We start from the raw sequence: 23,800 nt of genomic DNA on the forward strand, positions 1-23,800 counted from the left end.
ATAACGGATTTTCCTCAATCTCTTAGTAAGAAACCCCCGATTCAAAATCGGTTACTAGATAAAAATATTCTAGTGATGGAAAAAATCTATGCTTTAGTTAGCGAAAAACACCAATCTACTATTTCCAACCTTCAAGACTGGCAAGCTTATTTCAAACTGCGTGCAGGGTTTTTAGCGATTCGGCAAGGAAAATTGGCGATCGCGTCTCAAATGGCATTCCCGGCTATATTTTCCTTTGCTGCCTGGAAATTATTAGTAAAAGTTATCTTATTGCGGCAGCGTCATCATAAAGAACCCTTGATTCGCAGGTTAGTGCTATACAGATTACCAGAAGGCAAAACTAAGGATTGAATAGGGAAGTAGTACATTTCAAGATTTGGAAAAATATTGTTTCTCTGTCCCTCTACCTCAATCGCCTTTTTTAACTTCTAAATAATATTGCTTGAATCACTCTTTGATGTTGAGATGTTGTCGTTTTAAATAATTTGTGAAGCGAGATACCCGACTTTTGTAAAAAAATTGGGTAGCTGAAACACTAGCATCTCAAAACTAAAATAGGATTGCTATATTATGTTTCATCTCACCCCAAGCTTTAAAAAGCCCTTAGCGAAGCGGCAGCCATTCACCGGGGTATAGCCTTGCTCCTGCACAAAAGGAAATTGTTGAAGAATGGGCTGGCCTAAGCGATCGCAATCAAAATTACCGAACTCTGTTGAACCGAATTTGCGAAAAGCAAAAACATACGCAGTTTCACTGCGATCGCGCCTCATCGGCTTGGTATTGCTGGTTGTCGTCCTGGTATTGGCGTTGATATACACAAACTTTGAGGAACGCCGACACCAAACAACTCAAATTCAGGCAGAGGTGCTACAGATGGCTAGGGTAGCTACCGCTAACCAAGAGCGCTTGATTGGCAGCAAAGGGATAATTTTAGCTCGCTATCCTAACCCCGAAACCTGGGTCGGGCAAGCCGCACCGGAAGCACCTTTGGTTAAAACGATGCTGACGCAAAAAAGGGCAGGCACGGTGGAGGCTTCCGGCGTGGATGGTGTAACGCGCATGTATGCGATCGCGCCCTTGGAGGGCACTTGTAGGAATCAGGGTGATCGCTGCAACCTCTACGTGTCAGCGGGCATCCCCGAAACCGTCGCCGTTGCTGCTGCGGATCGGCAGTTGTACCGCAACTTAGCAGGCATAGGATTAGTCGCCGTGTTAGCGATCGCTGCCACTTGGGTGGGTAGCGAGGTGTTGATGTTGCGTCGGGTGAAGGCGCTCCTGAAGGCAATGCAGCAGCTCTCAGAAGGCGATTTGAGCGTTCGTAGCGGGGTGACTCACGGTTTCGGAGTCAGGGAATTGGCGGGTGCTTTTGACACGATGGCGGCGTCGCTAGAACGTTCTGAGCGCGATCGCCAGTCGGCAGAAACCTCCTTGCAAGAGCAAGAGGAAAAATATCGCTCCTTGGTGAACAGCCTGCCACAGGTGCTATTCCAGACTGATGAAGCTGGATATTGGACATTTCTCAATCCCGCCTGGAAAGAAATTACCGGCTTCGCCCTCGAAGAAAGTATCGGTAAGAATTTAATCGATTTTGTTCATCCAAGCGATCGCCCACAACACCGCGAAGAATTTCGCTCCCTCATTGAACGCCAGCAAGAATTTTATCGGTATCAGGCGAGATATCTGAGTGCAAACGGCGACTATCGCTGGCTGGAAGGACACGCCAAATTAACATTGGCTCCCGACGGGACAATTATCGGTACGTCCGGCACCCTGAGCGACATTACGGAGCAAAAACAGGCACAAGAAGCCCTATTAACCACAAATCAAACGCTGCAAACCCTGATTGAAACTTCACCGTTAGCGATCGTAACGCTCGATGTTAATCGGAACGTCACCCTGTGGAATCCAGAGGCTGAGCGTCTTTTTGAGTGGAAATCAGCAGAAGTTGTCGGCTATCCGCTGCCGATTTTCCCCCCAGATCAACAGGAAGCGTTCCATGCTTTGCTTCAGGCTGACTTGCAGGGCGAGGGACATCGTGGTAGCGGTGGCAGGGAATTTTGCAGCCAAAAGAAAGACGGCACCTTGATTGACGTTAGCCTCTGGACAGCCCTGCTGCAAGATGTCAATGGCAAGATGAGCGGCAGCATTGGCATCCTCGCCAATATTAGCGAAAGCCTGCGGCACGCTACGCTACGCAATCGCGCTCTGGAAGCGCTGCGGGAAAGCGAAACCCGTTACCGCCTCGTCGCTAAAGCCAGCAACGATGCAATCTGGGACTGGGATTTACTGACAAACCGCGTAGAGTGGAACGAATCCTTGCAAAAACTCTTCGGCTATGCGGAAACTGAAGTAGGTTTTGATGCCAGTTGGTGGTACGAAAATATACATCCAGAAGACAGAGAGCGGGTTGTCAGTGGGATTCATGCTGCAATTGACAGTGGAAGACAAATCTGGTCGGATGAATACCGCTACCGTCGCGCCGACAACTCTTATGCCTTAGCGATCGATCGGGGATTTATCGCCCATGACGATAAGGGGAATCCAGTGCGGATGATCGGCGCGATGATAGACATCAGCGAAAGCCTGCGGCACGCTACGCTACGCAAGCAAGCTGAGGCGCTGATCGCAGGGCAAAAACAGGTACTCGAAATGATTGCCACCGGCGCAGCACTGGGTGATGTTCTGGATGTTTTGGCTCGGTTTATCGAGACCCAATCCGGTGAGGGCTTTTGTTCGATTCTGCTAGTTGACGAAAAAGAGAACAAGTTACGGCATGGAGTCGCTCCTAGCCTTCCCGAAAGCTACACTCAGGCGATTGATGGTATCGCGATTGGTCCTGGTTTTGGTTGCTGTAGTAAGGCAGCGTATTTCGGTAAACCCGTGATTGTCTCAGATATTGAGAGCGATCGCCTTTGGGCGGATTTCCGAGATTTGGCATTAAGCCATCAACTGCAAAGCTGTTGGTCTACGCCTATTTTTTCCAGTAACGGTAAGGTATTAGGCGTTTTTGTAATGTATCATCCCGACGCGAGGCGACCGAATCAGGATGAGTTATATCTGACCGAGATTGCGACCCAAATTGCGGGAATTGCTCTGGAACGCCAGCAAGCAGAGGCAGCATTGCAACAGAGTGAAGATCAACTGCGCTTGATTACAGATGCTTTGCCGGTGCTGATTGCCTATGTCGATTCGGAACAGTGCTATCACTTTAACAATCGGGCTTACGAACAATGGTTCGGCAAATCTCAGGCGGAAGTCATCGGACAGCCCATTAGAAAAATTTTAGGGGACTCGGCTTATCAGGCAATTCAGCCGTATGTCGAGGCAGCATTGTCCGGGCAGGAAGTAACCTACGAAAGCCCTATATCCTATGAATATGGAGGGATGCGTTGGGTCAATGCTACTTACCTGCCACATTTTGGGGAACACGGTGAAGTCAAAGGATTTATTGCCTTAGTCAGCAACATCACCGAACGAAAAGTGGCTGAGGAAGCGTTGCGGCAGAGTGAGGAACGATATCGTTCTTTGGCACGGGCGACCTCACAGATGGTTTGGACTTCCAACCCCCAAGGTGAGGTTGTGACGGATCAACCGGATTGGAGAGCCTATACGGGTCAAAGCGAGGCAGAAATACTAAGCTGGCACTGGCTAGATGCCATCCATCCAGACGATCGCGATCGCATTGCCGAGCAGTGGTCTAACGCTATCCAAACGAAAAGCCTCTATGACACTGAGTTTCGGCTGCGGCGTGCTGATGGTATTTACCGCTACTTCAATGTCCGTGGGGTTCCAGTATTATCAAAAGACGGCGATGTGCGAGAGTGGATCGGCACCTGCACCGACATTACCGAAAAAGTCCAGGCAGAGGAAGCAATTCGACAGTTGAACGCGGAACTTGAACAACGAGTCATCAAACGAACCGCGCAACTGGAAGCTGCAAATCAAGAGTTAGAAGCTTTCTGTTATTCCATCTCTCACGACTTGCGATCGCCCTTGCGTGCTATCAACGGATTTTCGCGGATTTTGCTGGAAGAATATCTAGAACAACTCGATCCGGAAGCCCAACGCTACCAGAAACTGGTGCGGGATAATGCTCAGCAAATGGGACAGCTGATTGATGACTTGCTGACATTTTCGCGCCTTTCGCGCCAGCCACTGAGAAAACAAACTGTAGCGATCGCTGATTTGGTACGTCAAGTACTGGCAGACTTATGGCACGAACAGCAAAATCGCCAATTTGAAATAAATATCGGCAATTTACCCGCCTGCGAAGGCGATCCTGCTTTACTTAAGCAAGTAGTTGTCAACTTGCTGACAAACGCTCTAAAATTCACGCGCGGTCGGGAAGTCGCCCAGATTGAAATTGGCTATCGTCATCAGTCATTTACGAATGACCCAGAACTAGAGACAAATGACTTTTCAACCACTGTCGTTTATTTCGTCAAAGACAACGGCGCAGGCTTTGATATGCGATACGCTCATAAACTCTTTGGCGTCTTCCAACGGCTGCATCGTGCGGAAGATTACGAAGGAACCGGAGTCGGACTCGCGATCGTGCAGCGCATCATCCATCGCCACGGCGGACGTATTTGGGCTGAGTCAGGCGTTAACCAAGGCACAACATTTTACTTTACCCTGGCAGAGGGAAATATTCATGAGTGAGCGCACAGCAGACTGTTTGCTGGTCGAAGACAATCCCAACGACCTAGAATTAGCACTTTATGCTTTGCGAAAGCACAACCTTGGCGATCGCATTCAAGTTGCCCGCGACGGTGCGGAAGCCTTAGACTACATTTTCCGGACAGGTGCCTATCGCGATCGCTATCCGGAAAACTACCCCAAAGTCATTCTCCTCGACCTCAAACTCCCCAGAGTAGACGGCTTGGAAGTCTTGCAACGCCTCAAATCTGACCCCCAAACCCGCATGATTCCAGTCGTCATCCTCACCTCGTCAAACGAAGAACGCGACATCGTAGAAAGTTACCAGTTGGGCGTCAATAGTTATATCGTTAAGCCGGTGAACTTTGAACAGTTTACCGAAGCAGTGCAGCAATTAGGCTTGTACTGGCTGCTGTTAAACCAGCTGCCAAGCCGCTAGCATTCTTCAGGCTAAAAATTCTAAAAACCGCAATTAAATTTACGCTCAACACCTCATAATTCAGACTGCACGCTCTCTAAAAGCGAACAGTGGTGTAACCCCGCCCACGGCTCAATTCCCTTGCTTACAAGAAGGTCATCATGTCCGCTCCGCTCCAGATTTTACTGCTTGAGGATTCCCTGGCTGATGCTGAATTAACTTTGCACGAACTACGTTTGGCTGGCTTTAAACCCGACTGGCAGCGTGTAGAGACAGAAGCCGACTACCTCGCCCAACTGCATCCCGGTATCGAGCTGATTTTGGCTGACTATAGCTTGCCTCAGTTTAACGCCCTCAGAGCGCTACAACTTTTGCAAGAGCGCGGCTTAGATATTCCGTTCATCGTGATCACGGGCACGGTGAGCGAAGAAGTGGTAGTGGAGTGCATGAAGCAAGGGGCAGCGGATTATCTACTGAAAGACCGTCTGATGCGGCTAGGATCGGCAGTAGCGCAAGCCCTACAAGCCAAACAAATGCGCGACCAAAAGCGGCAGACTGAGGTGGAAAAAACCAGATTAATCGCCGCTTCACAAGAGAGCGAGCAACGATTTCGAGCGCTGATCGAAAATGCGACCGACATCATCATCATTGTTAACGCCAGCGGTCAAGTGACTTATGTGAGTCCCTCTGTCAATCGGATTCTAGGATACGCACCCGATGGACTCATAGGCAAAAATGCTTTGACATTTATTCATCCAGAGGATGTGCTACTGGTTAAGCAAAGGCTGAAAAATTCGATTCAAAATCCCAATGTGACTCAGCGACTCGGTGAGTATCGCGTGCAGCATCGCAATGGCTCTTGGGGGATCTTCGAGGCAGTCACCACTAACCTCCTGAACGATCCGGCGGTGCAGGGGATTGTCGTCAACTGCCACGACATTACTGAGCGCAAGCAAGCCGAGGAGCAACTGCGACACCATGCGTTCTACGATTCGCTTTGCGGTTTGCCAAATCGGACCTTATTTCTCGAACGTCTTGCCAGCCAGATTAAGCATTCCCAACGATACAAAGATAGTTTATTTGCTGTTCTGTTTCTGGATTTGGATCGCTTCGAGATGGTCAAATATAGTCTAGGACACTTGGTAAGCGACCAACTGCTCATCGCTACAGCTCGCAAACTAATGACCTGTCTCCGTCCCACGGACACCCTAGCTCGGATTGGCACAGACGAATTTGCAATTCTGCTGGAGGATATTCACGATGTTAGCGATGCGATTCGCGTTGTCGAGCAGATCCAGCGGGAACTCAATTCGCCTTTTAACTTGGATGGGCGCGAAGTATTCACCACGACTAGCATCGGGATTGCCTTTGCCGGAAAGGGACAAGAGGGATGGGAGCCGGTTCGGAAAGAATCTGCCCCTATGCCGCTTTGTCCTTCTGCATCCTCTCACAATAACCTCTTGCCTCGTCCGCAAGACCTGCTGCGGGCAGCCGACACGGCTATGTATCATGCCCGGTTAGAGGGTAAAGGTCGCTATGTTGTCTTCCATCGGGCCATGCATACCCTTGCCGTGGCACATTTGCAGTTAGAAACGGATCTGCGACGAGCGATTATCGCTACGGAATTTCAACTTTACTACCAGCCAATCGTCGAGCTGGCGACGGGTAAAATTAAGGCTTTTGAGGCTCTGGTGCGTTGGAATCACCCGACTCGTGGCATGGTTCCCCCAAGCGAGTTTATCCCTGTGGCAGAAGATACGGGTCTGATTATTCCCTTGGGTACTTGGGTATTGAACGAAGCTTGCCGTCAGCTAAAAGTTTGGCAGCAGCAGTATTCTACGACTCAGGGTTTGGCAATTAGCGTGAATCTCTCTGGTAAGCAGTTTTCGCAACCAAATTTGATTGAGCAGATTGACCGTATTTTGGGGGAGACTGGCTTAGATGGACACTATTTAAAGTTGGAAATTACTGAAAGCTGCTTGCTGGAAAATGCTGAAGCTGCCGCCATCCTGCTTTGGCAATTGCGAGATCGAAATATTCAATTATCGATTGATGATTTTGGTACGGGTTATTCATCCTTGAATTATCTGCACCGCTTTCCCGTTAATACATTGAAAATTGACCGTTCTTTTGTGAACCGGATGGGAGCGGGTGGCAAGGATGCAGAGATTGTCAAGGCAATCGTGGCGTTGGCTCATAATTTAGGAATGAGTGTGACGGCGGAGGGGATAGAAACGGCTCAACAGTTGGCACAACTCAAGGCATTGCAATGCGAACGAGGACAGGGATATTTTTTCTCGAAACCTTTAGATAATGGGGCTGCGGGACAGTTGATTTTGGCACAGTTGCAAGTTAATTCATGATGCGCGTTATTGGTCTGACGGGAGGCATTGGTACTGGCAAAACAACTGTCTCAAATTATCTTGCCAGTCACTACAATTTGCCGGTTTTGGATGCGGATATTTATGCTAGAGAAGCTGTAAAAGTGGGTTCGCCGATTCTCGGCGAAATTGTTAAGCGTTACGGAGCCGATATTCTGCTACCGGATGGAACGCTTGACCGCCGAAAGCTGGGCAATATTGTCTTTAATTCGCCCGAAGAGCGGCGTTGGCTAGAGCAACAGATTCATCCTTACGTGCGCGATCGCATGATTGAAAAAATGCAAGCACTCAACTCGCATCCGACTGTAGTGTTGGTGGTGCCTTTGCTGTTTGAAGTGGGGATGACGACTCTGTGTACGGAAACTTGGGTCGTATACTGTTCCGAACAACATCAACTTCAGAGATTAATCAAGCGAGATCGCTTAACTTTAGAACAAGCGCAAGCCAGGATTACTAGCCAAATGCCCATTCAGGAGAAATGCGATCGCGCTGATGTAGTTTTAGATAATTCTTCTACGCTTGAAGATTTGCTCAAACAGGTAGATACGCACTTAAAAATTAAAAATTAAAAATGTGGGAGTTGTTAGTGTCATGAGTTTTTTATCGTCTATATCTTGACTTCTTCTCTGTCTCTTGAAAGGAAGAATGCCGAGGTTTAGGTCATTCCAATCGTGAAAACTTCATGACACTGACGAAATTTCTAATTTTTAACTATTCTGCATCGCCTCCCACAATGACATTGCGAATGCGGAGACTTGGCCCGCCACAACCGACTGGCAAGCCGTTCTGACCTCCCTTCCCGCAGCCGCCGGATTCATCCCAGTAGAAATCATCCCCAATTGCTTCAATATCCGCCAAGGTGCTGAAAACATTCCCCGAAAGCGTCACATCCCGAACGGGTTCGGCAATCTTGCCGTCGCGGATCATCCAAGCTTCAGCGGCGGAGAAAGTAAACATTTCCCCATTTGTCATACCACCCAGCCAGTTACGAGCGTAGACACCTTCTTTGATCCCTGCAAATAAATCCTCCACGGGCGTTGTACCCCGCTCAATCCAAGTATTCGTCATCCGAACAAGGGGGGGATAGTGGTAATTCAGACAACGGGCGTTGCCAGTGGGGGCTTCGCTCAGCTTTCCAGCAGTTTCGCGGGAGTGGAGGCGTCCAACTAAGATGCCATCCTTAATTAGCTGAGTCGTGGTAGCAGGCGTCCCTTCATCATCGTATAAGTAGCTGCCACGATGACCGGGAGGAGCAGCACCGTCAAAGATTTGCAGTTCTTTGGGTCCAAATCGGCGTCCCAGGGTCATCACTTCTAAGATATCCGGGTTTTCATAAGCCATGTCTGCTTCTGAAAGGTGCCCAAAAGCTTCATGGACAAATAAACCGCTGAGAATGGGGTCGATGACGACCGTGTAGGTATTGCCTTTCACAGGAGGCAGAGAGAGGGCGTTCACGGCACGGAGAGCAGCACTCCGAACCTGATCGTCCAAATTTGTTAAGTCTTCGTAGGCTTTGCGGGAGCCAGTCGTTTCGCGTCCAGTTTGCACGGTTTCGCCATTCCGCGCAGTGGCGGCAAAGCGCATTTCCATATCTACCCAAGACTGCTCAATCAGCGTTCCGTCTGAGGTGGCGAGGATAATTCGCTGGGAACTGTCGCTGTAGCGCACAGAGGTGGTGGTGATTGAAGGGCTAGCGCTTTTGAGGATTTCAGTGTAGCGATCGCACAATTGCTTCTTGGTTTCCAGCGATATCTCTCGCGGATCGCTGCCTTCTAGGGGAAGTTGGCAAGTCGCCTGTACTGGCTCAATCGGAGCCAACAGGGTTTCTTCATCGCCAATAATCCGAGCGGCAGCGATCGCTTCTTCAATTCGGTCTGCTAAGGTAGAAAGCTGATTAAAGCTGGCAAAGCCCCAGCCGCCCTGGTAACAAGCCCGGACTTGTCCACCAATGGAGATGCCTTCAGTGAGGGTTTCGACCTTATCGCCGCGCAAAAAGATATCAGTTCCTTCGGCTTCTTCTATCCGAACTGCCAAATAATCGACTTGAGGTGAGTAACGAGCGATTAAGTCGGCGAGCAAGTTTTTGGCATCAGCCAGTAAGGTCGGCATTTGTCTTGCAGCAACATTAATAAACTGCTTCCATTGTGCAATTATTTGGTCGCACCTTGCCACTGGAAGCAGGAAACGTGGAGCGGGGGAGGTTATGGTAATCAATAGAGATACAAAATACGAAAACCCCTTTTCGCTAGGAAAAGAGGTTTTTAAAGCCAGATGCACCTGTTACTACCTGGACAAGAATCTCTAATATTAAAGAGGCATTTCATTGATGGATGGCGGTGGTGATGCCGCAGCATCGTAAATTCTTAATTCTTGGACGTTCCAACGGTTGAGAATTGCTTCAGCTTGACGCACCTCTGCTTCTGTGCCCTCAACGATCAAGAAATAGTCCCCATGATGAATGCGATCGTTGTAAATTGCGGCTTGCTCATCAGGAATCCCGTAGCCAGTCAAGGCACCTAATAAGCCGCCTGCGGTTGCACCAATCACACCACTGGTTAAAGTAGTCGCTAAAGCCGTGGCTGCCACCCCAATAATGCTAATTGGCCCTAATACGGGAATGGCGGCAATGGTGCCTAGTCCCAGCGCCAAACCCAAGACGCCTCCGGCTGCACCACCCGCGATCGCGCCAATGGTCGTGCCTTCTTGCGCTTTAGAAGCCGGTGGCGGGGATACTGGCTCAGGCTCTTTGTTGATTGCAGAAACCTGATTCATTGGAAACCCACCGGCTTTTAATTCCTGAATTGCGCCTTCTGCATCTTGCAAGCTTGAGAACACGCCAAAAGCTCGTTTTGGCTGAGTAAGCACCATTACCCTTTCCTCTCTAACTCTTTAGGAATCTATTCGTGATTTTGCCACAAGCGAAATCAAATTACAGTTTCACCGTTATTACACAGGACTTATCCAGTTGCCGTGAACTAAAGCCCACTAAAGTTCCAGCTTCATCGCTCAAAGCCATGAAATGGATTGGTTTGAGTTTTTTTAGTCAGTTTAAACTGACTTAGGCTTTCAGCCAGGAAATTGATTTCCTGGTTTCCAGTCCGTAAGTTCTAGTAAAGTTACTGTTTCTGCGCTGGGGCAACTTTCGCTTGAACAGCTACTGTCTTAACACCCTTGATTTCCTTCGCCAACGGTTCTATTTTTGCCACTTGATCTGGCTTTTCTACAGTTCCTACAACTGTTACAGCTCCGTCTTTAGCATCAATTTCTAATTTGCTGCTGGGCAAGTTCGCTTCTAACTTGCTACGAACCTCGCTTTCCAAGTCGCTATCAGCTCTTTTTAGGGGGTCGCCAGCAGCATTATTGCGTTGCTCGCGTGCCCGAATATCAGATTCTAGCTGTCTTTTGCGGACATCACTCGATGCATCATTCTTCGCGCCTTGATCGGGTTGTGCTGAAGCATCAGCCGAGGGTGATGCTGGGGCACTGGCATTTGGACTGGCGGCTCCGGTTGCAGCAGGCGAAGAAGTCTGACTTGAATCAGAATCCGCTCCAGGAGACGTTTTCTCGTTGTTATCGCAAGCCGCAACACTCACTAACAAGACGCCACTAAACAGTAATGTTAAAAACTTGTTCATTTTTCAATTCCTCACTTCGAGCAGATAAGAGGTGGAAGTATTTTTCCTTCCACCCCATTCAATCGTTCTCAAATCAGCCTAAAGAGTCTGTTCCCGACGGTCGATAATTTGAACCGGGGTATCCGTGCGTGGAGTTGTATCAACTACTGGAGTTTGATAAGTACCACTGGGATCGGCAATATCAGATGTGCGAGTTGTCGTTGTAGTGGTTGTATTGGTGGCAGGAGCATCGTAGATACCCCAATCTTGAATTCCCCGATGACTGAGAATCGCTTCGGCACGACGGATATCGTCGTCGCTGCCGTCTACCATTACTAAATAATCCCCACGGGATACTCGATCGCTATAGTGTCTGGCTCTTTCTTCAGGAATTCCCAAACCGATTAATGCACCTAAAAGACTTCCTGCGGCTGCACCAATGGCACCGCCAGAAAGGGTTGTAGCAATAGCGGTACCTGCTGCTCCCGCTAGCATGACAGGGCCAAGTCCCGGAATTGCCAAGGCTCCCAGACCAACGAGCAAGCCTGTTAGACCGCCCAAAGTACCGCCGGTGACGGCACCTGCTTTCGCACCTTCGTCGGCTTTATTGCCAACGCGATCGCTTACATCGGCACCAGCAATGTCGTTTCCTTTGTCCGCGTCACGAGCTACTACGGACACGTTGTCCATAGAAAAACCAGAATTTTTTAGTTCAGTCAGTGCTACTTCGGCGTCTCGATAGTTTGAAAATACGCCAACAGCACGCTTATGTTGTCCTAACATCAGTGTTTTCTCCGATTGCCACTGAACCTAACCAAATTGTGTTACTAACACAGCAGCATTAGTCTGTCAGTAACAGTTCAATTCTTGCTTTTTATTTGACCGAAGCCATCAATCTTCAGATATAACTTCAATCTCCAATTTTCTAGTTTTTTGCAATTCCCCATCTTCCTTAGGAATTAGATCGTTACTAATTGAGGGAGTTGCACTTTGACCGTCTGCTCTTTATTAACAATCTTTTTAGGGGCCTTCAACTAGCAAGCACAGTAAGAGTTTGAGAAACAAAAGCTTATTTTCTTAACAAAAAAACATATATTAGGAAACGCTAGTAAAAAGAAAACAAATAGTTAGAGTTCTGTAGACTGTTAAATAGGAAGCGCAAGAAGTGATAGACAAAAAAATTTTTCTCCTATTCAATGATTTTATTAAAAACAGAGGACTTTAATTTTTGGGTCAAAACAGGGAAGTATAAATAAGGTCTACTGGGTTGTTTTATCAAGTTGTCAGATTGAGGAGTTTCAGATGCGGTACTTATTATTAATTTTTGTGTCTTCCCTACTAAGCTTGGTGTCCGGACAGGCGATCGCGCAGGCAGAGTCCCAAAGGCTGGGTGTAAGCCGCCAAATCCCTTCGAGTTCAGCTTCGGATCAAAGTTTCTGGACCCAAGCTCAGCGATTGGTACAAACTCAAATCAATTTAATTAATCGAATCGAAAGAGCGAGTGCGTCTCCCGAACCCTACCCGGCTTTTGCGGCGGAGGGGCAAATCCTCCTCCACCAGGGAGAAGTAGACCGCTTTCTCAAGAGCCAATATCCCAATCCTGCTTTGCTGTGTACGCGCACGAACGGCGTTACCCCGGCAGGCTCTAATTTAACCTTAGAGCAGGCGCAGGTGTACTGCGCTCTCTATGCTTCGACGCAGCAATTATTGCCCCTGCGTCCGGTGCTAGAACGGCGACAGTCCATTCTCGCTCCTACCAGAGGAAATCCTTTGGCAATTGGTCAACCGTCGATTTTGACCGTACCTCCTCAGCGTTTGGCGGTTCCAGTGCCCAGATTTCCCGCTCCGGAACCGCCAGTCGTTGGTGTAGCGGCAAAGACACCGATTTCTGGCTATCAGCCGCCAATTCAGCCAGCGATCGCGCCTTCCCAACAAACTGCGACAACCCTACAAACTGCCAAAAAGTTCTTGGGGCAAGCTGTGGCAGCATTTCCCCCCTCCGCCCGTTTTACTGATATTGCGGAAACGTACCAATTAAACGAACGCAACACCTACGCCCTGTATCGGCAAGAGCCAAGCCTGTATACCGAATTTCTTTCTCAGCCCAACACCGGCATTGCCCGCGTTTTACCATCTGAGGCTTACCGTCAACAACTGAATCCGCTAGGAAATCGGCTCTCGCCCAGCGTAGCAGAGCGTTTCCCATTTCCAGCCTTGCTGCGGGGAGTTGGCGGCGGTAGCGATGAGGAATCTACTCCCTCATCGGTGCGAATTGGTCCTGGGGAGGAATTTACTCCACGCTTTGCGGTTCGGATGGAAGGGGGCAACTTTGAGATTGCCCAGCAAGGGCTAGATTATGGCTTCATGGTGGATTTGGGAGAAGTCCCCTTAGAAAACCTCGATCCCACCTTGAAGAAAGTCCGCGCCTTATCGCCGCAAACACGCCAGTTTTTCCTGAATTATCGTCCGCCGAATCAGTTGGCATCGATTCAGGTAGATCGACAGCGGTTTATCACGGGAAAGCTGGGTCAGGTGGCTTTCAGCGAACCCGTGCAACAGACGAGAGCGATCGCATCCTCGATCGACCGCCTCTCTCCAAATGCACCAGCGATGCTGAACCACACCTACTTAATGCGATTAGTCCAATTCCAGGTGCCGGAAGTGGTTCAGACGGGAGGTACCGTTTCTAGGGAACAACGCCGCTATCTTGACCAAATTTTAGAATTGCCCAGTAGCGATGTCCTGGTCGCCTTCCGTCCCGTCAGCCGCCGCGCTGATGGCAGTTACACGGTTTTATGGCAAGTGCTAACTCAGTTTCCAGATCCCCAGATTGAAGATGTGGAAAAGTACATCAAGTTGCAGTAGTGGGTAATCGGTGATTTTATTTCGAGCCAAGGTGCAAAGAAGTTATTCTTAGCGTCTTTGCGTCTTGGCGCGAAATTATCTCTTGGATTGATTCTCAAGAAAATCGTCCACCACGGCTTGTGCTTCCGGTGGAATCTCAGTGACGAGACGAATCGGGAAAGCATCGGTTGAAGCCAACTGAGCATATTCTGGGGTGAGGAAAATTGCGTACTTGGCAGCATCATCGGTGAGTTGTCCTGCCATTGCCAGCGCGATCGCTTTCATGTAGCTGCGGATGGCAACTGCTTGTTCGCCGACGATTTCCCCGCCCGTGTAAAGTGTATTTGGTTGTCTCGCTTGATCTTGGGTAGTGCTAGGATCTTTCACACTTAAATGGGTGCTTCCCACTACACCCACCAGCCATTTTGGAGCGGGTATTTTAGAAAATCCAATAATTTGTTCGGTTAAAGCCGGAGTCGTCTTATCGGCGGAAGCGGCTTCAATTAAAGTGGGGACTTGCACAGCGCTTAAACCTGTTTCGCCAAAGAGCAAAGACGTGGTGGGATTGAACGCGATCGCTGCTTTGACTCTGGGATCTCGCAGTTGATAGCGGTCTTCTGGAAGTCCGCTGGCAAAACACTGGGAAGCTTCCCCAAGATTAAAGGAAATTACATTCCCTTTACAGCGCTCTTTTAAAGACGCCAATTGCAATTCGGCACCCGCAACCGATAAAGCTGTACTACCCCCCAGAGAATACCCGATTACCATGACGCGATCGGGTGCCAGTTTCCCCTGAAGTTCCCCGGCTTGATTCAGCTTTTCTAGTTCGTCGATAACAAAACTGATATCCTTGGGACGATTCAAAAACTCCTGAGCATCTAATAAGGGAGCTTTGCCTCTAACTACCTGCTTCACATGACTTTCGTTACTCCCAGGATGTTCTAAGGCTGCCACTACATAGCCATAGGATGCCAAATGCTCTGCCAGGTAGCGCATATCGGTGCGAACCGAACCTAAGCCATGCGATAGAACAATTATCGGTTTAGCCGGAGAAGCCGCTTCCGACCAGTAAACATCAAGGGGAATTTCCCGGCGGCGCTGGGTATCATTGAGTTTCAAGTTCAGCACCTGCACGGATGCCGTTCCCGGTAGCGTGGGATCGAAAGGTAAATTAAGTTGGGGGCGCTTGACAGTCAGTTGGGGGGCAATCTCTGCCATAAACCACTGAGTTTGCCAAAAAGCGCTGTTAAAATTTTCGACAACTTTAAACGCCCGACTTAAGTCTATATCAAGCGTTTGACGGGGATAAGCTTCGATAAAACTGAGTAAAGACAGTCCTTCTGGTGCCCTAGCCCCTAATACGAGTCCCGATCGCACATCTAGCACTCCGACATTATCCTGACGCGATGTTGTGCTAGCCAAAGAAGATGCGATCGCGCTGCCAATCTGAGTATCGAGTAACCGACTCACTTGCACAACATCAATATCAAATTTTGCCCTCAGCGCTGACAGAATTTGGCTTCTTTGTTGCGAAGACAGGTTTCTTGCAAAACTTCTCAGAGACGATGGGGTCGTTCCCGTTTCCGCAAGCTGGCGGAGATCCGCGATATTAATGGATTCAGTAGAGGAGCCTTTCCGAACCACGATGGTTTGAGCGGCTTGTACAGAAGGGGTCGCGCCGCTGATGTAGGCGCAACCACTGAGGACGCTGATAACTGACAACAGCCATCTCAAGCGCGATCGCATGAATATTTCTCCTTGTTTGTGCTTTTTGGCTATCTACTTGCAATTATTGTAGGGGCGCACGGCTGTACGCCCCTATAGATGTATACCGTGCAATTTATTCTTCACAGGCACGAAGCGGATGACGTTAGGTTGTAGCCTTTGTCTGTACAGCCGCGACTTTCAACCATAGAGCAAGTGCAGCAAGCAGCTCACAAGCCGCAGAATAATTGAGAACCATTTGGTCTTGCGAGTGAATTTGTTGAAGACAGCAAGCACCCAAAGAAGCAGGGTTAAGGGGCGAGCGCTTGTGACAGAATTTTATTGAGAGCGATCGCGTCTGGCTGTATGTTCTTTCTGTTCCCAGCTAAGCTTTTAGAGACTCTGCTATCAGTAACCTAAGCAAATGCCTCAGATTCAACACATGGTTCTGCTCAAATTTAAACCAGAAATAACGCAGGAAAAGATTGCAGATTTGTTAAACCAACTGGGTGAACTTCAGCAATTAATTCCAGGCATTACCTACTATGCAGGGGGAGCCTACTCTAGTCACGAGGGGCTGAACCAGGGCTACAACCACGGATTTTTGATGACATTTGAGAGCGCAGATGCCCGCGATTTCTATCTGCCACATCCGGAACACGAACGAGTGAAGTCTGCGATATTAGAATGCTTAGACGATTTCATCATCTTTGATTTTGAAGCTTAATAGTCTTTGGAGAAATTGGGAAGATAGGGAAGCGATCGCTATCTTTTCCTCACGCCTCTGTTTTACTTTCCAAGCATTTTGAAGGCGCACAATTCTCATTGTGCGCCTCTAAACCTTTGTCGCGATCGCGCGAGTTACTGCTTGTCTTTTTCGCTGGATTTCGGCTTGTATGTCGAAGCAACGTGCAAGTCCTTCAACTGCTTTCCATCGACACTAGAGGGAGCATCGGTCAATAAACAACGAGCCTGCTGTGTCTTCGGGAAAGCAATCACATCCCGAATCGATTCTTCCCCTGCTAAGAGCATCACCAAGCGGTCTAAACCGTAGGCAATTCCGCCGTGTGGCGGCGTGCCGTATTCAAATGCCTCTAGGAGAAATCCAAACTTGCCATAAGCTTCCTCTTTAGACAAGCCAATAGCTTCAAACACCTGCTCTTGAACCTCGCGCTGGTAAATCCGCCGACTTCCACCGCCAACTTCCACGCCGTTGAGAATCAGGTCATAAGCTTGCGCCCGTGCTGTCTTCAGGTCGTGCAAATCATCGGGATGGGGAGCGGTAAACGGATGATGCAGCGCTTCTAGGCGCTTCTCATCAGCATTCCACTCAAACATGGGGAAGTCTGTCACCCAAAGCAGGTTGTTTTTGTCAGGATCGATAAGTCCGAGTTCGCGACCAATCACTTGGCGCAATCTGTCGAGGGTTTTATTAACCGTATTCGTATCGCCCGCACCAAATAGCAAAAGATGACCGGGTTTCGCACCTGTGCGACTTAGCAATTCTTGTTTTTGCGCTTCGGTGAGGTTGTCTTTAATTGCGCCAATGGTGTCGAGTTCGCCGTCATCTCGCACGCGAATATAGGCAAGACCCTTAGCACCAGCTTCGCTAGCTTCTTTAAATAGGTCGCCGCCTGGTTTAATCCGCACGTTGGAGAAGGCGTCGTTTCCGCCGGGAACGGGCAATACTTTGACGATACCGCCAGAGGCGACAGCGCCGGAAAATACCTTAAACCCAGAATCTTTCAGCAAATCGGAAACGTTGACAAGTTCTAAGCCAAAGCGGGTGTCTGGTTTATCGCACCCGTAGCGGTCCATCGCTTCTGCATAAGTCAGACGCGGGAAGGGACGGGGTAGGTCGATGTTTTTTACGGTTTTGAAGATATGGCAAACTAAACTTTCGTTGAGCTGGAGAATCTCTTCTTGAGACATGAAGCTCATCTCCATGTCTAACTGAGTAAATTCTGGCTGTCTGTCTGCGCGTAAATCTTCATCTCGGAAGCAACGAGCAATCTGGTAATAGCGGTCATAGCCGGATACCATCAGCATTTGCTTAAATAACTGCGGCGACTGAGGCAGCGCATACCACTCGCTGGGATTGACGCGGCTGGGTACGAGGTAATCCCGTGCGCCTTCGGGAGTCGATTTGGTGAGAATCGGCGTTTCGATTTCGATGAAGTTTTCGGTATCTTCCAGGTAGCGACGGATGGCTTTGACGACTTGGTGACGCAACTGGAGGTTGCGAGTCATGCGATCGCGTCTTAAGTCCAAATAGCGATACTTCAGTCGCAAGTCTTCGCGCAGAGATTCTGTGTCTCCTGCCCCTACTTGGAAGGGCAGCTGCTTGTATACCTGATTGAGCAGTTCAATTTTATCTGCGTAAATTTCAATCTCGCCAGTCGGAAGGCGGGGATTGAGTGAGTCTTCGGGACGTTTGCTGACTCGACCTGTAATTCTGAGGACGTATTCGTTGCGCTGGTTTGCTGCCTCTGCGTAAGAGTCAGGCGTCCGCACTGGGTCGCTGATAATTTGAACGATGCCGGTGCGATCGCGCAAATCTAAAAATATCACCCCCCCGTGGTCGCGGCGACGGTCTACCCATCCACACAAGGTGACAGTTTGTCCAATATGTTCGCTTCTAGGTTCGCCGCAGTAATGGGTTCGCATGGTTGCCGATCGAATGCTTGCTGAAAGATTGGGATTTAAAGGTAACAAAATGTGAAAGCTTTGCCCATTATCCTGCATTCTTTGTAATTCTGTTCAAACTGCTAGGGGCTGAACCTACGGAACCCCTAACAATTCCTGACATTGGCACCAAAATAACTAAAGCTCAACCAAGCGTTGGTTGAGCCATATTTTTGCATTTTGAGCGATTGGGATACGTCGCAGTGACCCTAAACTAGCCTAGAGCCGAATCATTGCGGCATCGTCTACGCGATCGCTATCCTGATTTTTTTTAAGTGAATACGGCTTTACTTCCCTGGTTTATCCAGTTCTATCGCTTTTTCCACGATTTATCGCTTTTATTGGCTGCTTTTTTCTTAAACCCTGGGATTGACATCCTTTGCCATTTCCCGGTAGTCGTCCGGATTGCTATGGGCCTCTGGTGAGGATTTCATCTCTGTTGGCTGGGGCATTTTCCGAGCAGCACCTGTTGCCGCTTCAGCCGCTTGAGAACCACCACCACTTTGGTCAACTTCACTGACGCTAAGTTCTTTTGATGCTGCGTAGTCAGCGTCGAAATCGACACTTTGCGTTGCTTCTTCACCCGCAGCCATGCGTTCGGCAGCTAGCTGGGCATCTTGAGTTGTCGCTTGTTGCGGATCGGGTTTCACTTCTTCAGTCATAAGTAACTCCTATTTATTTAGACTTTTTTATCTGCAATTTAGATTTTAAAGGAGCGATCCCCGTTCCTTTGACCCTCTTGAGATAGATCCTTACCCGACTCTCAATCTACAAAACTGAGTTAGTCAAACTCTCTCTCTTGGAGGGCGATTTTAACCCACTAAGTTTGTAACTCTTGGAAATATTAACCTCATTCTTGGATAAAATTTATGACTACAAACCAAAAATCTCAAGCTCTTTCCAATGAAACTCAAAAAGTGGTTGAGGCTTTTGAAGCGTTGAACACGGATGACAAACTAGCATGGTTTTATTACGTTTATGAAAAAATGGGAGATTCGATTACTCCCGCTGCCCCAACTGCAACCGATCCAGAACTAGCTCCGAAGCTGTTAGGAGAATTTTTTGATTTGGATGACGATCGCCAGTTGGCAATTATGCGAGAAATTGTCAATCGCGAAAACACAGAATATTCCCATGCTTATGGGGCTTTGAAAGAGAATAATCAGTTAATGGTTTGGTACGCCTGGGCACAGGGTATGGGTGATACGGTCGTAGACGTGCCCTCGGACTACCAAGCAAATAACCCCGTTAACGACCTGATGGGTCAAATAGAAGGTCTTGACTTTGAGGGACAAATTTCCATGTTCCGGACAATCGTTAGCAACATGGGCTATACAGACGTGAAGCCAATTCCCTCTCAAGCTGAAACTGGTAAGACTGCCAGCCTGTAAATTATTTCCTTACGCGATCGCAGGGGCGCACAGCCATGCGTCCCACAATTTGAGCCGAAATGCCATAAAAAAAGAGCGTTCTTGGGATTGAACGCTCTTTTTTAGAAATTAAGAAACGGCGACTTTTCCAATCTCTGCTGGGGTGAGATGGGAATGCAGTACTTCTCCATCGCGGAACCAGACGATGCGTTTGGTGAGACGAGCGACTTCAGGCTCGTGAGTTACCATAACCACAGTGATGCCACTGGTATTGAGTTCTGTGAAGATATCCATCACTTCTTCAGTCGTTTTGGAATCCAGTGCGCCAGTGGGTTCATCCGCAAGTAGTAAGACGGGTTTGTTGACAATCGCACGCGCGATCGCGACCCGCTGCTGTTGTCCCCCAGATAGTTGATTCGGTCGGTTATTCAGTCGATGTTCTAAACCGACGCGAGTCAAAGCAACGGTTGCTCTCTGGCGTCTTTCAGCGCTATGAATCCCAGCATAAACCATCGGCAACATAACATTTTCTAACGCGGTTAGTTGTGGCAAAAGATGGAATTGTTGAAACACAAAACCAATCTTTCGATTGCGAATTCCCGCTAAGTCAGCATCTTCTAGAGAGGACACATCCACGTTATCTAGGTAATATCGTCCGTCGGTGGGTCGGTCGAGACAACCGATAATATTCATGGCAGTAGATTTGCCCGATCCAGACGCCCCCATAATCGCGCAATATTCGCCTTCCTCGACAATTAAGCTCACACCACCAAGGGCACGAACTTCTGTATCGCCAATCCCGTAAACCTTGGTGACATCCTCCATACGAATGACGACAGGCTTTTTTGAAGGATTGAAGGCTGAGGACTCAGGAGTGAGTTGTTGATTGCTCATTGAAGAATCGAATAATTGCTAATTGTTTAAAAGCTTTAGCGATGAATGAGGAATCCTAAACATTGTTCGTCCATTTTAAGCACTCCGCAAAGCCACAATTGGGTCAAGTTTAGCGGCTCGTCGCGCCGGGACGACGCCAAAGAATAGCCCAATACCGCCGGAGACACTGACAGCAATAACAATTGCCACGGGTGAAATGCCAGCTTTCAGAGGGGTGAAAGCGCTGACGAGCGAGATCCCGCCAACGCCAATCAGAGTCCCTAATAAGCCACCCGCCGCTGAGAGAATTACCGCTTCGATGATGAATTGAATCAGGATATCTTGCTCTCGTGCGCCAATCGCCTTGCGAAGCCCGATTTCTTGGGTGCGTTCGGTGACGGAGACGAGCATAATGTTCATGACGCCAATGCCTCCGACAAACAGGGAAATAGCAGCGATCGCAGCTAACATGAAGGTCAAGCCGCTAGTAATCGTGTTTACAATGCCCAAAAGGTCTTTTTGACTGCGAACGGTAAAGTCATCTTCACCGTTGATTTTGTGCCGTAGCCGCAGCAGATTTGCCACCTGAAATTGAGCGGCTCCAATGCTGGCTTCGTCTTTGGCGGAGATAGAGATTGCTGTCACTTCAAGACCATAGGGAGACGTATTTCCCACGATCCGATTCGCTAGGGTGGTGATAGGTAAATAAGCCGCTTCATCCGGATTATCTCCCAGCGCCGAACCTTTGGGTTTCATCACGCCAACAATTTGAAAGCTGATATTTTTAATCCGCAGTTGTTGCCCGATCGGATCTTGATTGTCAAATAATTTATCTGCTAATTCTGACCCCAGGATGACAATTTGATTACTCCGCTTAATATCAAGATCGGTAATAAATCGTCCTCGATCCACATCAAAACTTCTCGCTGAGAGATACTCTGGCGTTGTCCCGAGAACCAAGGTAGTGGTGTTTTTGCTGCGGTAGGTAACTAATTGTCTGGAATTGATCTGGGGAGCGACATCTTGGATGGAAGGAACCTGAGACGCGATCGCTCTGGCATCTTCAAGAACTAGCGTTTTCGGCACCTCAAAGGTCGTATTCCGAGTTTTCTGGGAACCAGGAACCACAAACAGCACGTTTGGCCCCAACGACTCAAACTGTTCGGCGGCTAACCTTTGCGCTCCTTGTCCAATTCCCACCATCGCAATCACCGAGGCATTGCCAATCATAATGCCCAGCATGGTGAGACTGCTACGCAGTTTGTTTGCTACCAGCGTCGTGGCAGCCATTTTGACGCTTTCTACAATATCCATATTCGGTAATCGGTAATTGGTAATCGAGAAGGGGTAATCAGAAACCTGACTAATGACTAATTAGCTATTACCCATTACCAACTCTCCTTATTCCTCTGGCTTGGGTTTGCTATCTTTGGGCAAATCGATGAATACGCGATCGCCTTCGTTGATACCATCTAAAATCTGCGTTTGGTTTTCAATCGATGGGCCAATCGTCACCGCTTTAAACTGCGGTTTGTTCTCTTCATTAGGGACTAACACACCCGTCTTTCCTTTCTCGGTGACAATTGCCACGGTGGGAACGACCAAGGCATTATTCGCAGGTTTCCCCAAAAAAGTCAGGTCAACATTCATTCCCGACCGCAGTTGTTCCTTACCCGTTTCCAGAGCGACCCGCACCTGAAAAGACGTGACATTTTGCTCGACCACCGCTTCCGGCGCAATCAGCTTGACCTTGCCTTTAAACACTTGGTCGGGATAGGCATCTGCCACAATCTCAACCGGCTGTCCCTGGGTAATCTGCCCAACATCTACCTCTGGGACTTTCGCCAGAATTTCTAAATCTCTGGCAATAGCAACAATTGAAGTTGAAGTGGCGGAAGCCGTAGTGGAAGCAGAAGTTGTGGGAGTGACGAAAGCGCCTTCTGTGGCGTATTTCTGCGTCACAATCCCCGAAAAGGGAGCGATGATTACCGTGTCGGAGAGCTGGACTTGCACCGCCTGCATCGAAGCTCTGGCAGCGTCAGCGGCTGCTTTTAACCCAGCAATCTCCTCTCGGCGCGTCCCATTTTCTAACTGTCGTAGAGCCGCCTGCGCTTCTGCGACATCCGCTTCTCGCTGAGAAATTTCCTCGCTGCGACCACCCTTTTGGCTTTGCTGTAAGGCAGATCGCGCTTCTGCTACTGCCGCTTGACGCTGCTGGATTTCTTGGCTAGTGCGGTTTTTGAGTTGCTCCAACCGTCGTTGGGCTTCTCTCAGGTTGGCGCTGGCATTGCGGTACTCTGTCAGCACCTCATCCAACTGGTCTTTAGAAATGGCTCCTTGAGAAGCTAGCTGTTGATTGCGATTGGCTCGTTTTTGTGCCAACTCTACCCGCGCTTCGGCGGCAGAGATTTGAGCTTCGGTCTGGGCAATTTCTTCAGGACGACCAATTTGCACCGATGCTAGATTCGCTTCGGCTTGATCCAGACGGGCTTTGAATTGGGCAATTTCTTCAGGACGACCCACCCGCGCCGCTGCTAAACGAGCTTTCGCTTGCTCTAGACGGGCTTTTGCCTGATTGATTTCTTCGGGACGGCTCCCCGCTTGAGCTTGTTGCAGTTTGGCTTGAGCTTGCGCCAGATTGGCTTTGGCTTGAAAAAATTGAGCCTGAAGCTGGGAATTCTCCATTTGGGCGATTTTTTGCCCTTGCTGGACTCTATCTCCCTGCTCGACGTATAACTTTGCCAAACGCCCAGATGTGGGAGGGCTGAGATTGACGCTTTGAACGGGCACGACGGTACCGCTAGCGGTAATCCGTACTTTCAAGGTTTGCGATTTAACAGGTACGGTCAGGCTCTCGATATCTAGTTTGGGTGTTGCCCGACCCAGGATGAAATAAGTGGTAGAGCCAACTACCAAGATGCTAGACGCTATCAGCCCAATGACCCACCGAGAAGGGTTCTTGACTTTGCTTATTAGTGGAAGTTGCATTCGCGTAGTTTTTAAGTCCGGTAGTACGAATGAACAGATTGCTTAATGAGGGTAATTTTAATGACGATGGGATTCAGCTTTAGCACCAAGGAGTCACACTCACCTGTATCGATCTACAGCAAGTTGCTTATTGTTTCCCTATTTTAGCGAGTTTGAACTTCCTGACGGATTGAACCTTGTTTAGTGTTTCCCGTCAATCCGTTACAGCGATCCCCAAATTAACGTGTGGCTTTGCTCTCGATTTCTGCTAGGGTCAGTTAAATT

General features: G+C 48.8%; 17 protein-coding genes. 7 read left to right on the top strand and 10 right to left on the bottom strand.

All coding sequences use genetic code 11. The annotated features are described in order from the left end of the window. Positions 1-669: 669 nt before the first annotated feature. From NDA03_RS16080 to coaE, 4 genes are all read left to right on the top strand, one after another. Positions 670-4,662 carry a PAS domain S-box protein gene (locus NDA03_RS16080; RefSeq protein WP_348238571.1) on the top strand — a complete coding sequence of 1,331 codons (3,993 nt, stop codon included), beginning with the start codon at positions 670-672 and terminating at the stop codon, positions 4,660-4,662. Beyond that, positions 4,655-5,098, top strand: coding sequence for a response regulator (locus NDA03_RS16085; RefSeq protein ID WP_190683236.1), 444 nt, complete (start codon positions 4,655-4,657; stop codon positions 5,096-5,098). Before NDA03_RS16080 ends, NDA03_RS16085 begins: the two co-directional genes overlap by 8 nt. A gap of 140 nt (positions 5,099-5,238) precedes the next feature. Then, positions 5,239-7,440, top strand: a complete 2,202-nt coding sequence (locus NDA03_RS16090) for an EAL domain-containing protein (protein WP_190425933.1) — start codon at positions 5,239-5,241, stop codon at positions 7,438-7,440. Further along, positions 7,437-8,027, top strand: coding sequence for a dephospho-CoA kinase (coaE, locus tag NDA03_RS16095; RefSeq protein WP_348238572.1), 591 nt, complete (start codon positions 7,437-7,439; stop codon positions 8,025-8,027). Before NDA03_RS16090 ends, coaE begins: the two co-directional genes overlap by 4 nt. A 142-nt stretch (positions 8,028-8,169) precedes the next feature. On the opposite strand, the gene NDA03_RS16100 is transcribed toward coaE, so the two are convergent. The 4 genes from NDA03_RS16100 to NDA03_RS16115 form a co-directional block, all read right to left on the bottom strand. After that, positions 8,170-9,567, bottom strand: coding sequence for a TldD/PmbA family protein (locus NDA03_RS16100; protein ID WP_190434077.1), 1,398 nt, complete (start codon positions 9,565-9,567; stop codon positions 8,170-8,172). Between the two features lie 198 nt (positions 9,568-9,765). Further along, positions 9,766-10,326, bottom strand: a complete 561-nt coding sequence (locus NDA03_RS16105; protein WP_348238573.1) for a DUF1269 domain-containing protein — start codon at positions 10,324-10,326, stop codon at positions 9,766-9,768. Positions 10,327-10,574: 248 nt separating this feature from the next. After that, on the bottom strand, positions 10,575-11,093 hold the full coding sequence (locus tag NDA03_RS16110) for a BON domain-containing protein (RefSeq protein ID WP_348238574.1): 519 nt from the start codon (positions 11,091-11,093) through the stop codon (positions 10,575-10,577). A 78-nt stretch (positions 11,094-11,171) separates the two neighbouring features. After that, a complete protein-coding gene (locus NDA03_RS16115; RefSeq protein WP_242028870.1) occupies positions 11,172-11,855 on the bottom strand; it encodes a general stress protein in 684 nt (227 codons plus the stop codon). 519 nt (positions 11,856-12,374) lie between these two features. On the opposite strand from NDA03_RS16115, the gene NDA03_RS16120 reads away from it, so the two are divergent. Beyond that, positions 12,375-13,937: a hypothetical protein gene (locus tag NDA03_RS16120; RefSeq protein ID WP_348238575.1), complete on the top strand. Its 1,563-nt coding sequence runs from the start codon at positions 12,375-12,377 to the stop codon at positions 13,935-13,937. A 75-nt stretch (positions 13,938-14,012) separates the two neighbouring features. Here the strand turns inward: NDA03_RS16120 and NDA03_RS16125 are convergent, their stop codons facing one another. Further along, positions 14,013-15,662, bottom strand: a complete 1,650-nt coding sequence (locus tag NDA03_RS16125; protein WP_348238576.1) for an alpha/beta hydrolase — start codon at positions 15,660-15,662, stop codon at positions 14,013-14,015. A 382-nt stretch (positions 15,663-16,044) separates the two neighbouring features. Between NDA03_RS16125 and NDA03_RS16130 the strand changes: the two genes are divergently transcribed. Further along, the gene (locus tag NDA03_RS16130; RefSeq protein WP_348238577.1) at positions 16,045-16,347 is read left to right on the top strand and encodes a Dabb family protein; all 303 of its coding nucleotides are present in this window, start codon (positions 16,045-16,047) and stop codon (positions 16,345-16,347) included. Positions 16,348-16,481: 134 nt separating this feature from the next. On the opposite strand, the gene aspS is transcribed toward NDA03_RS16130, so the two are convergent. Both aspS and NDA03_RS16140 read right to left on the bottom strand, forming a co-directional pair. After that, positions 16,482-18,287, bottom strand: coding sequence for an aspartate--tRNA ligase (gene aspS / locus NDA03_RS16135; RefSeq protein ID WP_348238578.1), 1,806 nt, complete (start codon positions 18,285-18,287; stop codon positions 16,482-16,484). A gap of 374 nt (positions 18,288-18,661) precedes the next feature. Then, on the bottom strand, positions 18,662-18,967 hold the full coding sequence (locus NDA03_RS16140; RefSeq protein WP_348238579.1) for a hypothetical protein: 306 nt from the start codon (positions 18,965-18,967) through the stop codon (positions 18,662-18,664). A gap of 207 nt (positions 18,968-19,174) precedes the next feature. On the opposite strand from NDA03_RS16140, the gene NDA03_RS16145 reads away from it, so the two are divergent. Next, on the top strand, positions 19,175-19,696 hold the full coding sequence (locus NDA03_RS16145; RefSeq protein ID WP_348238580.1) for an orange carotenoid protein N-terminal domain-containing protein: 522 nt from the start codon (positions 19,175-19,177) through the stop codon (positions 19,694-19,696). A 108-nt stretch (positions 19,697-19,804) separates the two neighbouring features. Here the strand turns inward: NDA03_RS16145 and NDA03_RS16150 are convergent, their stop codons facing one another. The 3 genes from NDA03_RS16150 to NDA03_RS16160 form a co-directional block, all read right to left on the bottom strand. Next, positions 19,805-20,569, bottom strand: coding sequence for an ABC transporter ATP-binding protein (locus NDA03_RS16150; protein ID WP_348238581.1), 765 nt, complete (start codon positions 20,567-20,569; stop codon positions 19,805-19,807). 75 nt (positions 20,570-20,644) lie between these two features. Beyond that, positions 20,645-21,862, bottom strand: a complete 1,218-nt coding sequence (locus NDA03_RS16155) for an ABC transporter permease (protein WP_190413675.1) — start codon at positions 21,860-21,862, stop codon at positions 20,645-20,647. A gap of 87 nt (positions 21,863-21,949) precedes the next feature. Further along, positions 21,950-23,536, bottom strand: a complete 1,587-nt coding sequence (locus tag NDA03_RS16160; RefSeq protein ID WP_348238582.1) for an efflux RND transporter periplasmic adaptor subunit — start codon at positions 23,534-23,536, stop codon at positions 21,950-21,952. Positions 23,537-23,800: the final 264 nt, after the last annotated feature.

It is taken from the genome of Trichocoleus sp. Lan (assembly GCF_039961855.1).
Taxonomy (GTDB): domain Bacteria; phylum Cyanobacteriota; class Cyanobacteriia; order Cyanobacteriales; family FACHB-T130; genus FACHB-T130.

Bases quoted from the DNA above. Each gene is read 5' to 3' on its own strand.
- NDA03_RS16125 (WP_348238576.1), bottom strand. From the start codon at position 15,662: ATGCGATCGCGCTTGAGATGGCTGTTGTCAGTTATCAGCGTCCTCAGT.
- NDA03_RS16120 (WP_348238575.1), top strand. From the start codon at position 12,375: ATGCGGTACTTATTATTAATTTTTGTGTCTTCCCTACTAAGCTTGGTG.
- NDA03_RS16150 (WP_348238581.1), bottom strand. From the start codon at position 20,569: ATGAGCAATCAACAACTCACTCCTGAGTCCTCAGCCTTCAATCCTTCA.
- NDA03_RS16145 (WP_348238580.1), top strand. From the start codon at position 19,175: ATGACTACAAACCAAAAATCTCAAGCTCTTTCCAATGAAACTCAAAAA.
- NDA03_RS16105 (WP_348238573.1), bottom strand. From the start codon at position 10,326: ATGGTGCTTACTCAGCCAAAACGAGCTTTTGGCGTGTTCTCAAGCTTG.
- aspS (WP_348238578.1), bottom strand. From the start codon at position 18,287: ATGCGAACCCATTACTGCGGCGAACCTAGAAGCGAACATATTGGACAA.
- NDA03_RS16155 (WP_190413675.1), bottom strand. From the start codon at position 21,862: ATGGATATTGTAGAAAGCGTCAAAATGGCTGCCACGACGCTGGTAGCA.
- NDA03_RS16140 (WP_348238579.1), bottom strand. From the start codon at position 18,967: ATGACTGAAGAAGTGAAACCCGATCCGCAACAAGCGACAACTCAAGAT.
- NDA03_RS16080 (WP_348238571.1), top strand. From the start codon at position 670: ATGGGCTGGCCTAAGCGATCGCAATCAAAATTACCGAACTCTGTTGAA.
- NDA03_RS16090 (WP_190425933.1), top strand. From the start codon at position 5,239: ATGTCCGCTCCGCTCCAGATTTTACTGCTTGAGGATTCCCTGGCTGAT.
- NDA03_RS16160 (WP_348238582.1), bottom strand. From the start codon at position 23,536: ATGCAACTTCCACTAATAAGCAAAGTCAAGAACCCTTCTCGGTGGGTC.
- NDA03_RS16085 (WP_190683236.1), top strand. From the start codon at position 4,655: ATGAGTGAGCGCACAGCAGACTGTTTGCTGGTCGAAGACAATCCCAAC.
- NDA03_RS16130 (WP_348238577.1), top strand. From the start codon at position 16,045: ATGCCTCAGATTCAACACATGGTTCTGCTCAAATTTAAACCAGAAATA.
- NDA03_RS16115 (WP_242028870.1), bottom strand. From the start codon at position 11,855: ATGTTAGGACAACATAAGCGTGCTGTTGGCGTATTTTCAAACTATCGA.
- NDA03_RS16100 (WP_190434077.1), bottom strand. From the start codon at position 9,567: ATGCCGACCTTACTGGCTGATGCCAAAAACTTGCTCGCCGACTTAATC.
- coaE (WP_348238572.1), top strand. From the start codon at position 7,437: ATGATGCGCGTTATTGGTCTGACGGGAGGCATTGGTACTGGCAAAACA.
- NDA03_RS16110 (WP_348238574.1), bottom strand. From the start codon at position 11,093: ATGAACAAGTTTTTAACATTACTGTTTAGTGGCGTCTTGTTAGTGAGT.